At 56.3% G+C, this 14178-nt stretch carries 9 protein-coding genes and 1 pseudogene; 4 read left to right on the forward strand and 6 right to left on the reverse strand.

All coding sequences use genetic code 11. The annotated features are described in order from the left end of the window. Positions 1–48: 48 nt before the first annotated feature. Together LOC70_RS20765 and LOC70_RS20770 are read right to left on the reverse strand one after the other, a co-directional pair. Positions 49–1128 carry a DUF1559 domain-containing protein gene (locus tag LOC70_RS20765; RefSeq protein ID WP_230255885.1) on the reverse strand — a complete coding sequence of 360 codons (1080 nt, stop codon included), beginning with the start codon at positions 1126–1128 and terminating at the stop codon, positions 49–51. A gap of 427 nt (positions 1129–1555) precedes the next feature. Then, a complete protein-coding gene (locus LOC70_RS20770) occupies positions 1556–2017 on the reverse strand; it encodes a hypothetical protein (protein ID WP_230255886.1) in 462 nt (153 codons plus the stop codon). A gap of 399 nt (positions 2018–2416) precedes the next feature. Between LOC70_RS20770 and LOC70_RS20775 the strand changes: the two genes are divergently transcribed. Together LOC70_RS20775 and tnpA are read left to right on the forward strand one after the other, a co-directional pair. Beyond that, entirely contained in the window at positions 2417–2746 is a 330-nt protein-coding gene (locus LOC70_RS20775; protein ID WP_230255887.1) for a hypothetical protein, read from the forward strand. Positions 2747–2996: 250 nt separating this feature from the next. Continuing rightward, positions 2997–3443 (forward strand): annotated as a pseudogene (gene tnpA / locus LOC70_RS24665) (IS200/IS605 family transposase). A gap of 278 nt (positions 3444–3721) precedes the next feature. Here tnpA and LOC70_RS20790 read toward each other — a convergent pair. The 3 genes from LOC70_RS20790 to nirD all read right to left on the reverse strand — a co-directional run bounded on the left by LOC70_RS20790 (position 3722) and on the right by nirD (position 9830). After that, complete coding sequence (locus tag LOC70_RS20790) at positions 3722–6514, reverse strand: UvrD-helicase domain-containing protein (protein ID WP_230255890.1); 2793 nt, start codon at positions 6512–6514, stop codon at positions 3722–3724. After that, positions 6511–9429 carry a PD-(D/E)XK nuclease family protein gene (locus LOC70_RS20795; RefSeq protein WP_230255891.1) on the reverse strand — a complete coding sequence of 973 codons (2919 nt, stop codon included), beginning with the start codon at positions 9427–9429 and terminating at the stop codon, positions 6511–6513. The genes LOC70_RS20790 and LOC70_RS20795 overlap by 4 nt, the downstream gene beginning before the upstream one ends. 80 nt (positions 9430–9509) lie before the next feature. Beyond that, positions 9510–9830, reverse strand: a complete 321-nt coding sequence (gene nirD / locus LOC70_RS20800) for a nitrite reductase small subunit NirD (protein ID WP_230255892.1) — start codon at positions 9828–9830, stop codon at positions 9510–9512. A gap of 206 nt (positions 9831–10036) precedes the next feature. On the opposite strand from nirD, the gene LOC70_RS20805 reads away from it, so the two are divergent. Both LOC70_RS20805 and LOC70_RS20810 read left to right on the forward strand, forming a co-directional pair. Beyond that, a complete protein-coding gene (locus LOC70_RS20805) occupies positions 10037–11875 on the forward strand; it encodes a TIGR03960 family B12-binding radical SAM protein (RefSeq protein WP_230255893.1) in 1839 nt (612 codons plus the stop codon). Positions 11876–11933: 58 nt separating this feature from the next. Next, complete coding sequence (locus tag LOC70_RS20810) at positions 11934–12557, forward strand: metallophosphoesterase family protein (RefSeq protein WP_230255894.1); 624 nt, start codon at positions 11934–11936, stop codon at positions 12555–12557. 197 nt (positions 12558–12754) lie between these two features. Here the strand turns inward: LOC70_RS20810 and LOC70_RS20815 are convergent, their stop codons facing one another. Further along, positions 12755–14149 carry a DUF1501 domain-containing protein gene (locus LOC70_RS20815; protein ID WP_390889097.1) on the reverse strand — a complete coding sequence of 465 codons (1395 nt, stop codon included), beginning with the start codon at positions 14147–14149 and terminating at the stop codon, positions 12755–12757. Positions 14150–14178 lie beyond the last annotated feature (29 nt).

Below are 14178 nucleotides of genomic sequence, written 5' to 3' on the forward strand. Positions count from 1 at the left end.
TGTATTCGTATGTGAAGGGTTGGTGCTTTAGGTATGCAGTGTTCGTAATCAGAAAGATTCCAGGATCTCACGGCCATTTCGCGTACCGAGAGCGCGCCAGGTTTCCAGGTCAATGCTTTCGGTGACGAAGCCAACGCTTCCGTCACAGCGTGACACGTGGACTCCTCCGGGGTGATTGCTGCGCGTCGCGAACACACCCCAGCCACAACTGGCCATGTCGGGAATCAGGCTTTGTGGCGGATGGTAGTGCGAGTAACCCGTCCAATATTCGCGGCCGTTGATCCAGCCAGCTCCGCGTTGACCGGACCAGCCGCGATGCAGACCGCTGGATCGAACGTAGGCTTCCATCGCGTTAGGGTCTTCCGGCAAGAAGAAACCAGAGAACCCAGGGGTGCTGGGCGGCATCGATCGGCTGATGAAAGCACACCTAACATTCATCATGACCCGTTTGCGAAGATGATTCTCCGTTGGCTCGGACGGCGATTGTTCGGGGCTTCCCAACAAGTGTTCGGCAAAAGCGGCTGTGTTGCTCAATCCGTCCAAGATCGACTCGAATCCAACTTTGGCATTGATCCAGTGAATGCCATCAGTCTTGATTCGCGAATCGTAGAGGGTGCCGACGCCCGTGCCGAAATTCATGCCGTAGGTCGTGGCGGAATAGGCCTGAGTCGGGCCACTGCCTGAGAGCGTGGTGACGAAGTAGGTTCGATCGTGGTCCTCACTGGGACACGTCAACATGGGAATCGGGGTCTTCGCCGCGGTGTCGTGTGGTGCGACCAAAGTCCCGGGGCAACAGCCAACATTCAGCGGACGATCAAAGTGGATCATGTCCAGCATGTTGCCTTGCTCGTAGAACGGTGCCATCTGAGCGAACACCGAAAAATTGCCAGCAGTGCTGCTGCCGTTGGTGTAGTTGGTTGGAAGCAATCGGTGAGTGCTTTCGTAGTTGTGCATCGCCAGCGTGATTTGCTTCAAGTTGTTGCTGCATTGCATGCGTCGAGCCGCTTCGCGAGCGGCTTGAACCGTGGGGAGCAGTAATCCGACAAGGACGCCGATGATGGCAATGACCACCAGCAATTCCACCAAGGTGAAACCTCGATGCCGGGTGGGGTGATTGGAATGTGTCATGTGTTGTGAAGATTGTGTGCGGGAGATTATTGAGCGAGTGATCGGGCGCAACGGCGCCACACGAAACGGGATGACGTACCGCCAGCGGTTTCGTGAGACTCGTCGAATCACGACTGGTCGCACGAATGAAGGCTGGAAGGCGTTTGCAGGGAATCGCTATCAAGCCATGCGGATTCAGCCGCCGTGACGTCCCATCTCGCTATCGAAAGCAGCGAGGTCGCTCCCGCGTCAGCGATGAAGACCACACTTTTGTGAGGAGCGAGCCTTCGTGCACCAACGCGGCAGCGGTGTTCTCTGGGCTTGGTCGTCGCGCATGAATCGCGTGATCGACGGGCACAGCAACGAGCCGATTGCAAACGTTTGAAAGAGACGCAGTGAACACAGGACGGCGAACGTCAGATGTGAACTTGCGATTCAAGTTGGCTCGTTAGGGAACCGGTGGTTCCGGACAGAGGCTCATCGCAACCGCGTGTTCGTCTGACAGTGTCAGGCGAAACAACAAGGGCGGATCGATGGCGTTCCATTGGAAAGAAGAGAAGTCGACAACGCTGCTCGCGAGAAGACTCCACACCAAATCGATGCCATGACATTTCGCGGCATCTTGCAAACGCACCCAGCGTGTTGGATGAGTCGCGTTGTCCGCTGCATCGCAGCTCTTCTTCTCACCGCAAGTGCCGCAGCAAGAGGTTGGCTTCGTGTCACAAGCCTTTTTCGCGGAGTGAGCCGCCATGCTTTGCATCAGCGACGCGAAGTTATCCGGCGGGCCATCGGAATCGGGGCCGCAGCAACCGCCACCAGTCGAGCGGGTGTTTTGCGTTTTCGAGACGGATGCGTCGAGGGGTGGCTGTCGAGACGCCTCCACACGAGCGACCAGAAATTCGGGCGGCATCACATCATGTTCTGCGGCCCAGGCGAGTTTTTCCTTGTCCGTGTGACAGCAACATTTATCCCAGCAATGGGCAGCGGTGGAACAACCGCAGGAGCACGATTCGCAAGGGAACCGGCCGGTTTTTTCAGGCCGAGGAGCGGTGAGGGGCAGTCCAATCATGCCACACCCCAGCACCAACAGCAGCGTCAAACAGACGCCACGTTGTAGCAGGGGAAATCGATTGGATCGAAAGAAAAACAAAACGGCAGGAAGCCTGAATGCGTGCCAAAAACGGCTCGCTCCTCACAACCGAAAGCCTAAACGAGGAACGCCGAGGGGGCAATTCCCAAGGGATCGAATCGCATGCGGTGAGTTGCCGCGATCTTTGGGGCGTGGTTTTGGTGGCGAGGTTTTTGTGGCGTGGTTTGGTGGCGTGGTTTGGTGGCGTGGTTTGGTGGCGTGGTTTGGTGGCGTGGTTTGGTGGTGTGGTTTGGTGGTGTGGTGTGGTGTGGTGTGGTTTGGTGTGGTTTGGTGTGGTGTGGTTTGGTGTGGTGTGGTTTGGTGTGGTGTGGTGTGGTTTGGTGTGGTTTGGTGTGGTTTGGTTTGGTTTGGTTTGGTGTGGTTTGGTTTGGTTTGGTTTGGTGTGGTTTGGTTTGGTTTGGTTTGGTTTGGTTTGGTTTGGTTTGGTTTGGTTTGGTTTGGTTTGGTTTGGTTTGGTTTGGTTTGGTTTGGTTTGGTTTGGTTTGGTAGCGCCAAGCCAGACGCCGGCCCCTCCGGGGCGATGTTGTGTTTTTTGGCGAACGGTTCTCGGGGCTTCCGCCCCGAGCTCTCGACGTAGACTCCTCCGGAGTCATTTCATTCGCCTCGGAGGGGCGATCGTTGGAAGCTCGGGGCGGAAGCCCCGAGAATCATGGATCCCCCGCGTGATCACGCCCCGGAGGGGGCCGTCGTACTGCTACACTCGAACGTTTTCGCTAGCACTGAACCAAGGTGGCTTTCGATGGCGTTCACCAACTTGCGTGTTCACTTCGTTTGGAGCACCAAAGATCGCAAACCTTGGATTCGAGATTCTTTACGGGAGGACCTCTACGCTTACATCGGCGGTATCCTTCGCAAACGCAAACACTCCCTCCTTGCCGCGGGTGGCATCGAAGACCATGTTCATCTCTTGGTCGCGATACACCAATCTCAATCAATTGCCGATTGCGTCCGTGACGTGAAGTCGAACACAAGCAGTTGGGTGCAGGATCGATTCCCGGACCTCAAGGCGTTTCAGTGGTAAAACAAATACGGTGCGTTCTCCGTCAGTGAATCTTCGATTGCAAGCGTGAAGGCATACATCGCCAACCAAAAAGAACACCACAAGAAGTTGACCTTCCAGGATGAGTTCAAGGCGATGTTGCAACGGCACAACATTCAATTCGATCTACGGTATGTATTCGAATGAATTGAAATGCTTTGGACATCCGAATCCTCGACGGCCCCATCCGGGGCGAGTTATCGCGGGTTACAATTCTCGGGGCTTCCGCCCCGAGCTACGAACGATCGCCCCTCCGAGGCGGTTACTCCGTGCAGACCAGATTGAAGCCATGACTCCGGAGGAGTCTGCGTCGGTAGCTCGGGGCGGAAGCCCCGAGACGAGACAGGTTGGCGGGAAACCAGTCGCGAATGGAACGCGTGCGACGCGTGATCACGCCCCGGACGGGGCGGTCGTGTCCTGATCGCTCAGACGAATGTCAATCGGCGACTTGGGATGTCTTCTTTCTCCGTCGACTTGGTCGTTGGAACGTCGTCGTTGGCAAACCAATTGGCGTTGCCGCTTTCGTAGAGCATTTCACCCTCCGTGGTCGCGTCGGCTTCGCAACTCCAAGCGTGATACAACAACGAGGCGGAGGTCTTGAGATTGAAGTCCGACTTCGCGGCAGGTGGCGTGATTAGATAAAGCCCTTGTCGCGCGCGAGTCATGGCCACGTACAGCAAACACAACGCCTCGGTCAAACGCGAAGCCACTGAGCCGCCAAAAACCTTCTGCCAGCGTTTTGGTAGGAAGTGCCATTGGGCCTCGCCAACAAAGCGGCTCAATCCACGAGCAGGTTGTCCGATTTCAGGTATGTCGGCCAAGCATTGAGGCGGACGTCCCACCAGGGATTTGTGCAGTTCCGGTAGGAACACCGCGTCGAACTCCAGTCCCTTGGATTGGTGAACGGTCATCACGCGGACCTTGGCGGCTCGGGGACGTTGCACCCGTTTTTCGTGCACCAGTTCGACAAAGTCGCGAAGTCGGCTCTCGGCGGTGTGCTGATACAGCGTTGAAAGCTCGATCAATTGTTCCAGCCGAACCGTTTCCCGTTCGTCAGAATGCTGCATCAAAGACTTGGCAAGGAACAGAATTGTTTTCGCGAGCCCTTGGTTCTCAATGCGAGAACGCAGTTCGTCGGCGGCTTGTTCCGGGCCGTCCTTGTCACCCAACGGCAAAACGTATTGCAACGGACTGTGAGCGATGTGCAATCGCCAACGACCATCGCCCGGATGTTCGCACATCAACAATGCCGACAGAATCCATCGCACGGCGACCGAGTCAACCAGCGGGTTACCACCTTCCGCACTGACGTCCACGTTGAGGTGTTCCAGCCGGTTGATCAGCGAGCCCACCGTCCCATTGGTTCGGGTGAGCACACCGATCGTCAAGTGAGGTGCCTCGTGATGCAGTTCACTGATCTGTTTGGCGACGTCATCCAGCAAAGCGTCCGCGATTTCGGCCGCCGAAGGCTTCTTCGGTTTGCCGGACTCCTCATTCGTTTCGCTCCGAAGCCTCAGCGTCGCGGTGCGAAACTGAACGTAGCCAGGCAACTCTTTCGCGGCGGTGTGTTTGGGAAAACGTCCAGCGAACTGCTTGAGTGATTTCGCTTCGTAGAGTGATTTGTCGGCGGGGTTGGGCGGATCCGGGGCGTCGGCCATCGGGTGGCGTTTCAAGTTTTGGAACGCTTGAGTGACGGAATCCAAAACCACCGCGCTGCTGCGATAGCTTTCATCTTGTTGCTTCGAAATCACACCGGCAATTTGCTGGTCGACGGCGTCAAAGATCTCCGCGACACCACCTCGCCAACCGTAGATCGCTTGTTTGTTATCCCCGACGCAAAAGAATGATTTGGACCGTTTGGGATCGATGACGTTCGAGGTTGATTGAGACGCATCGTTGGTCACCGCTTCCGCCAACAACCTCAGCACTTGCCATTGAACGGGCGACGTGTCCTGAAATTCGTCCAGCAGCAAGTGATCGATCGAGGCGTCCAAGCGGTCTTGGACGGTGGCGTTGTCGAGCTGAGTGAACACATCCGCCAAACGAACCGCGATGTCGTCAAAGGCAAACGCACGCTGGGTTTGTTTGACCAGATGAATCAGTGTGTCGTAGTGTTCGACGACCGTTCCCGTCGCATGGTTTTGACTGCGTAGCAACGACAGTGATTCGTGTTTAGCGATCTCGTAAAGCAAGTCGAAATCAGTTGACAAACCATCGGGGAACTTGCTGCGTCCGAACTTGACCTCTTCGCCGGTGAGTCGAGCTTTGGAGATGTTTTTGATCAGCGTCGCATCAACGAGAGGAGAAAAGTCGCGCATCTCCAGGCTATCGGCGGCTGATTCCAATGCTTTGACGAGCGTCTTCTGCGGTGGTTTGGCCAGTCGGAACATGCCGGCCACGCGAGTGATTTCGGCTGAGTCAGGAAGTTCCGGAACGGAGAGTTGGTCCCAGCGTTCTGAGTCGGATTGTCGAGACAGGTGGTAGGTATTTTCCACCACATCGATCAGCTCGCGAGCGATGTTGCGTTTGACATCTCCACGACTGAGCATCGAAATCAAGGTTTCAGTTTCGGATGGATTCAGCGATTCGATCAGGTTGCCAATCGCGACTTGTCGCAGCCATATTTCTTCGACTTCATCCGTGAGTCGCCAACCAGGCGGAAGGTCCAATTCGAACGGCAAGGCTCGCGCAAGTTGTGAGAACAAACTGTCCAGCGTGCAGATGCGAACTCGGTGGATGTTGCGAAGCAGGCGGTGAAACAGTTGACCGCAGACATGTTGTGGCAGACCTTCAATTCCGACTTGTTGTCGCAACGCTTGCAGAGCTTTCTCGCTCGGGTCAATCGCGGCGTTGCCCAACGTGATCAGCACCCGTTCCAAAATTTCGCCCGCCGCTTTCCGCGTGAACGTGGTCGCCAAAATCGTTTCCGGCGACGCTCCCGTCAGCAAGATTTTGAGCAATCTGGCCGTGAGTTGATACGTCTTTCCGGTCCCGGCGGACGCTCGGACAAGCGTGGGTTCGAAAGCCTCTCGCAGCGTGGTGGGCGACTCGACGACGTAGTCCCAATCGTCGGGCGCCGCGTCTTCGAATTCGTGTTCCGATTCGTCGAGGACGCTGGCGTGCAATTGAGCGTTGATGTCGTCGAACGACTCGCCTGTGTCGTCCGATTCGTAAAACGGGTTGTCGTCAAACAAAGGATGTTCGGATGAATGGCTCATTCGAAAGACTCCTCCTCATCCATGGGGACAAACACGCGTTGATTCATCATCATTTCGTAATCATCGAACTCAACCCCCTCCGGATTGGGTTCGAAATGACAAGCTCGAATTTCGCGAACGCAGTGATGAATCAATTCGTCAGCGGCGGCGAATTGTGAATCGCTGAATTCAGCCAAATTGATTTGCGTTTCGGTGTCTTTTTCCGCGACATTGAAATAACCCAAGTCGACTTGATCTGGCGACGCATCGATCCCAAGGTCGGGGATGAAGCGTCGATAAAGCGGCAGTTGCAAGTCGACCCACTGCGTCGAGCCGTCCGGCTGTTTCTTGAGGTGTTTCTTTTCCGGATGATAACCGTGCGTCTTGTAGTCCAAGATTGCCCATCGACCGGTTTCGGGATGATGATCGATGCGATCAAAGCGTCCGCGAAGTCCCGTGAACTCGCCGTCCAGCAAGATGCCTGTTGGTTTCTTTGGGTTGCCTTTCTCGTCGACCTTCTTTTCGTCAACGGATGCTTCCACGGCATGGATCTTCCATCCCGCGGCGGCACGTTCCGCTTGTCGCAGGGCAACGGTCTTCAATCGGCGTTGGGCCTGGCGGACTTGCAGCTTAACGGTGGTCGAGGTGTTATCGCCGAAATAAATCGCCGCGAATTGATGCAGCTCGGCAAGCAGAGCTTCCTCGACGCGTTTGGGATCGGTCTCGTTGGCAAAATCGCTCTCGCCAAAATTCTCGAGCGCACCGTGAACCAAATCCCCAAACTGGTTGGCGGCCAATTCCAAGGGGGAATCGTCCAGTGGACGCAACTTCAAAACGTGTCGTAGATAAAAGCGATAGGGACAAGCCAAGTACGCCGAGAACGCGGTCACGCTCAACGTTTGGATCGTGCGTCCCGGTTCCGGTGGCGGCGGCGAGTAAAAGCGTTCGATGTCAACGGGGGGTTGCGCCGAAGCGGACTTTGGCTGAGCCGGTTCGATACGAATCTTCGGTCGCGGTTGAGTCAGAACGTCGCAAACCAAACGGGCAGAGTCCTCTGGCGAGGCCGCCGAAAGAAGACGCGATGGTGGCGTTGGGGAGCCATCGGCCGAGTGAGCACCGACGATGAAGCGAACGGATTCTCGCGATGAAAGCAGTTGCTGCATCGCATGCACGTCGCGGGCGTAGCGACGTTGGTTGGCTGATTGGTGCAGCGTCGATCGAAGCTTTTTGGGCAGAAACGGATCGCCGGATTGAGCTTCGGGAACAAACGGATGATTCAGACCACAAACGACCAACGCCGGTGAGTCGTCCAGTGCCAAGTCCAGCCATCCCAGGATCTCGACTTGGGACTTCATTCGCTCATCCACCCAACGCACCTCGCGAATTCGCGAGGCGAGCATCTCCATCGCAACGGAACCTTCAACGGGCTCGTCCAGTGATGGGCTCAAATCCGCAAATCGGTTCAGGAGACGAAAGACGGCCTGCAGGGCACGGTGAGTACGGGAAAGCGATTGGGGGTCGGGTGATGTTGTTGCGTCATCGCTGACCGATTCCGAATCGTCTTCTGCCTGCGAACTTAGCAGCAGTTGCTGGCCGACGTCGCCGTGCAACGTGGCAAGAACGCCTTGCACAACGACGCTCCAATCTCGAATCGGTTTGGGGGCCGATGCCAGCAACGGTTGCAGCCAATGATCCAGCACGTCGCGGATTTCAGTTGCGATTCGAGATTGAGGGACCTTTTCCGGCAGCGGTTCGTCGACGGAACGAGGAAACGCGGACGACAGCAATTGATCGAGCTGACGCAGCCATTGCAGCGACGTCGGTTCGTTCGACAAGCGATTGCTGACAAACGCGGTGACATCGGCATGTCGAACGAGCGCCGCCAATGAACGCCAGGTGCGACGTTGAAGGTACGTCACCACCAAATGCATCAAGCGACCAATCGCGGTTTGGCCGACTCGGTGTCCCAAATGGCGATGCGTTTCAACATTGAGCAATTCACATCGGTTTTCGATGGGATCGACTTGGGATTCGTCTGTGACGCCGATGGTGATTTGATCGGTCCGGTAGGACTGGCCAAATTCAGCCAGCGTTTCCACGATCGCCGCGGTTTGGTCGGAAATCTCGCCCGCGGGAATCAAGTGGCTGGGTTCATACGGCAAATGATGGGATTGCCACTGCGCGGAAACCAAGTTGCCATAGCGATCGAATCGATGACCTTCCGATTCCGGTGCCGCGACCAATGCGGTCACGGATGATTGAACTTGGTTCAGCATCCGCACCAACAGTTTGGACATGTCGGTGGTGCCAACCAAAACGATCGATCGGTTGGTGCGGCATGCCCGTTGTCGAATCGCTTCCAGTTCGGCTTCGTTGGGATCCGTTTTGCCAGCGGACTGAAGTTCCGCCTGGTATTGCTGCATCAATCGCAGGAACAATTGCCAACGCCGCGTTTCGGTTTTGCCATCGCAAAGACCGAGCACATCCGTGTAGGTCAAACCTTCCGCGGCGATGGAGTTGTGCAATCGTCGCATCGTACCGCCCAGTTCCAACCACGCGTCCGCCGCGTCGGAGGCGGGCGGTGTGGCAACCAATGCCGAAAGGTCCTCCGGGGCGGTTGATGAGAGGACTCGGGCCCAAGCCAAGGTTTGTTCAAAATCGAGAGCTGTGTCGCGAGATTCGTACAAACGCGACGGCAGATCACCGACGGTGACCATTCGCGGGAGTTGCAGTCGGACGCCAGCGGAGACCGCTTCTTCCTGCAAAAGCTCTCGCATCCGATCGATGGCGCGACGCGAAGGAAACACCAAATCGACTTGCGACAGGTCCCAGGTTGGTTTGCTTTTGAAGTTGTCTTTCAGCCAGTGCTCTTTCAACCACGCGGCGGTCGAGGCGAGCAGCGGACGGTTCCATCCCAGAAAGATTGTTTGCGGCATGCGGTCGGTTCGAGAAAAACGCGAGAAGGTCGACAGACGATGCGTCCATGAAGCGGTCTCCGAGACCACTCACGCCGGAGTCACTCCGCGTCCGGTTTTTCGCGGACCCAGACTTCGTCGTTTTCAACTTTGACGTCGAAACAGTCGACTTTGGTTCGCGGGTTGTCTTCCCAGGTGCCGTCTTTGATGCAGAAACGCCACGCGTGCCAAGGACAGGTCACGGATTCGCCTTCCACATGGCCTTCTGCCAAGGAGGCGCCCATGTGCGGGCAAAGATCATCGATGGCGTACCACTCGTCCCCTTTTTTGAAGACAGCCACCATACGGCCATCGACTGGGACGGCTTTGCCAACGTTGTCTTCAAAGTCGGATACTTTCCCGACGCTTTCGTAGTCGCTCATGGTTTTGCTTTGGTTGGTAGATCGCGAGTCTTGATGCGGCGTCTGATTTTGGCCGGTTGCATCGCAGATTGCGTCAATTTATCGGACTCGAGTCGAAACCCCAATGAGGTTGAGGATGACTCCGGCGGCATGATTCGCTTTAATGGGACGGTCCGGCCTAGGATGGCTCACCCTCGAATTTGCGACTTGTATTTGGCTCTGTTTGTATGATTCATCACGAACTGCGACGAAAACTGGAATCTCGCGTTTTGCCCCACGTGCAAACGCCGGCTCAGTACGTTGGCGGGGAACGAAATATCGTCGTCAAGGATCATCGCAATCTTCGCGGGAAATTGGCGATTGGATTTCCTGATGCCTACACGATCGGGATGAGTCATCACGGGTTGCAGGTTCTGTACTCGATGATCAACCGCCGTGACGATTGGTGTGCCGAGCGAGTCTTCACGCCGTGGCCAGACATGGAGGCCAAACTTCGCGAGCACGACCTGCCGCTATACACGCTGGAAACGTTCACGCCGCTCAGCGAATTTGACGTGATCGGACTATCGCTGCAGTATGAAATCAGTTCGCCCAACGTTTTGACGATGGTCGATTTGGGTGGCTTGCCACTGGACGCGGTCGATCGGACCATGGCAGATCCGTTGTTGGTCGCGGGTGGCCCCTGCTGTCAAAACCCCGAGCCGATGGCCGACGTGTTTGACGTGATGGTGACGGGTGATGGCGAGCCTGCTCTGCCGGAGATTTGTGATCTCTGGATTCAGCTTCGCGAAGAATATCGTCGTCCGGATGGGACTTACGCCAGTGGCGAAGAAGGTCGAGCCCAACGCGAGGAGGCTCTTTCTCGCGTGGCTCAGCAATTGCCGTTCGCCTATGTGCCGCGATTTTATGTACCGCACTACGGCGAGAACGATCGCATCGAGTCAATCTCACGCACCCGCGATGACGTGCCGGAAACGATCGCCCCCAGCGTGATCAGCGATTTGGATGGCATTCCGTTGCCGACCAAACCCATCGTTCCCTACGTCAATTGCGTGCACGACCGAATTGCGATTGAGATCATGCGTGGGTGTCCGCACCTTTGTCGGTTCTGTCAAAGCACGGTGATCAAGCGACCGCTGCGAATTCGCGAGGTGGACACGATTGTGGAAGCCGCTTTGGAAAGCTACCGCAGCACAGGCTTCAACGAGATCAGCATCCTTTCGCTCTCCAGCAGCGACTACCCGCACTTTGAACAATTGGTGCGTCGCCTTCACGAAGTCTTTGTGCCTTTGGATGTCAACATCAGCGTGCCAAGCCTGCGTGTGAACGATCAGTTGCGAACGTTGCCCGAGTTGCTCGGGAGCACGCGACGCAAATCGTTGACGTTGGCCCCCGAAGTGGCTCGTGATGACATGCGTGAGCAAATTCGCAAGAAGATCAAAAACAGCGATTTGATCGAAGGTTGCCGGGCGGCCTTCCAGAATGGGTTTGAAAGCGTGAAGCTGTATTTCATGTGCGGCTTGCCCGGTGAGCGTCCTGTCGACTTGGATGGCATTGTGGATTTGGCGGAGACCATTTCCACGGTCGGAAAAGAGGTCAACGGTCGTTACGCCCGCGTGACCGCCAGCGTTTCAAACTTTGTGCCGAAGTCTCATACGCCGTATCAGTGGAATGGCATGCAGTCGCGTGAGTATTTTCATTGGGCTCACAATTATCTGTGGAAACGTCGCAAGATCCGCAGCGTGAATATCAAATGCCACGATGTAGAAACGAGTCTGCTGGAGGGCGTTATCAGCCGGGGCGACCGGCGAACTGGAAAAGCAATCCGTTTGGCGTGGGAACGCGGGGCTCGCATGGACGGGTGGACCGAACACTTGGATGCGGAGCGTTGGTGGCAGGCGATCGAGGACGCGGGAATCGATGTGCAACATCAAGTCCATGACAAGTATGAAATGATGGCCAAGCTTCCGTGGGATCACGTCAATGTGAAGTTCGGGCGAACTTACTTGGAAAAGGAACAGTCTCGAGCCACAATTCAGTTGGCCGACATGGCGAACGCGACGTAGCGACCTGTCAACTCATCTCGTTTCTGTTTGTTCTTCCATTTCGCGACATGAGTCTCGCATGACACTTCGAGTTCTTTGTTTCAGTGATCTGCATCGCAACCACATCGCGGCGCGTCAGTTGGTGAAGATGGCGGACGAAGCCGATCTGGTTTTGGGTGCCGGTGACTTTGCCAATCGACACGAAGGCCTGTCGGACACACTGGATGTCCTGTGTGCGATCACCACGCCGACCGTGCTTGTTCCCGGCAACGGAGAGACGGTCGAAGAACTTCGTGACGCGACGAAGGAGTGGAAAGCCGCGACGGTTTTGCATGGTGAAGGCTGCGACATTGAGCTGAAAGGAAAAGCGGTTCCGATCTGGGGAGTTGGCGGCGGCATCCCGGTCACGCCGTTTGGTGCCTGGAGCTATGACTTCGACGAGGAACAGGCTCGGGAGATGCTGGCCGATTGTCCTGAAAACGCAATTTTGATCACGCATTCGCCCGCGTTGGACACGGTCGACAAAGACAGCACGGGACGTGTTCGAGGCAGCCGAACCATTCGCGAAGTGATCTTGGAAAAGAAACCACGTTTCGCCGTCTGTGGTCACATCCACGATGACTGGGAAAGCCAGGTGACTCTCGGTTCCACGCCCGTGTTGAATGCGGGCCCCAACGGCGTTTTCGCGGACGTTCCAGAGTAAAACGTTTGTCCCATACGTTTACGGACGTTTCATAGTAGAACGTTTGTCCCAAACGTTTGCGTGCCCAACGTCGTCGAACCACGCTGAACGGACGCGATTGAATCTAGAATCGAGACAACGACGCAACCCTTTGGGCTTCGGCTGAAGGAACCGTTTGGGACAACGGTTCGACTCTGATTTTCAGCAGCGAAGCTTCTCTACGTCGCTTTCACAATCTTCTTGTACGCTCGGCCCTCATTTTGGTCGATGCGTTCGGGGCGGCCTTTGTGCAGATAGACCAATTTCCGGTGATCGATGCCCATCAGGTGCAACACCGTCGAATGGATGTCGTGCACGTGCAGGCGATCTTCCACCGCGTGCAACCCCAGGTCGTCCGTGGTTCCGTAGGCTTGACCGCCTTGAACGCCACCGCCCGCCATCCACATCGTGAATCCGGTTGGGTTGTGGTCGCGACCGTCACCTTTTTCACTCATTGGTGTGCGTCCAAATTCGCCGCCCCAAACGATGAGCGTTTCGTCGAGTAGGCCGCGCTGTTTAAGGTCTTGGATCAAGCCCGCGACGGGGAGATCCATTCCGCCGCACATGCGGGTGTGATTGGATTCAATTTTGGCGTGTGCGTCCCATTTACTGCCCGCCCCGTGATAACACTGAACGAACCGGACACCTCGCTCGACCAACCGCCGCGCCATCAAGAGTTGTCGGCCGTAGTCCTCCGTCTCCTTTTGATCCAGGCCATAAAGCTTCTTCGTCGCTTCGGTTTCCTGGGACAGGTCGACCGCTTCGGGGGCATGCGACTGCATTTGGTACGCCAGTTCGAAACTCCGGATGCGGGCTTCGAGTTCGCTGTTGTCGGCACGCTCCACCGCATGGGCGGCATTCAGTTGCGACAAGAAATCCAACGCTGCGCGTTGTTGCGTTCCTTCGATGTGTTGGGGGCGATCCAGGTTGGTAAACGGGGATCCGGAACGCTGCATCGTCGTTCCCTGGTACACCGCAGGCATGAAACCCGCGCCCCAGTTGCGTGCTCCGTTGATGACGCGTCCTTTGCCTTCCTGCATCACAACAAACGCGGGCAGGTTTTCGTTTTCGGTGCCTAGGCCATAGGTGACCCAACTACCGAGCGATGGTCGGCCGGCAAATTGGCTGCCCGTGTTCATTTGGCAAATGCCGCCGGAATGGTTGATCCCGTTGGTCCAGACCGAACGAATCACTGCTAGTTCGTCGGCCATCTTGGCTGTGTGTGGAAGCCAGTCTGAAACCCACAATCCGCCTTCGCCGTGTTGCGCCCATTTCCGCTGAGTCGGCAAGATTGGCGAATCAAACTCGCCCATCGCCGTCAGCACCCGACCGAAGCTTTCGGGGATCGGTTTGCCCGCCAATTTGTTCAGATCGGGCTTGGGGTCAAAGGTGTCGAGATGGCTGGGTCCACCATCCATGAACAAAAAAATGACACTCTTTGCTTTGGCAGGATGATGCGTCAGTTTGGTCGCCAAGGGCGAGGGGGCTTCCGACGATGGGCCTGCGATCGCGAGTTCCGGTAGCAGGCTGGCCAACGCCAGCGAACCGAATCCGCCGCCGCACTGCAGCAGCATCTGCCGCCGCGAGCGAGCTTGATGGGAAA

The sequence above is a fragment of the Rhodopirellula halodulae genome (assembly GCF_020966775.1).
GTDB lineage: Bacteria > Planctomycetota > Planctomycetia > Pirellulales > Pirellulaceae > Rhodopirellula > Rhodopirellula halodulae.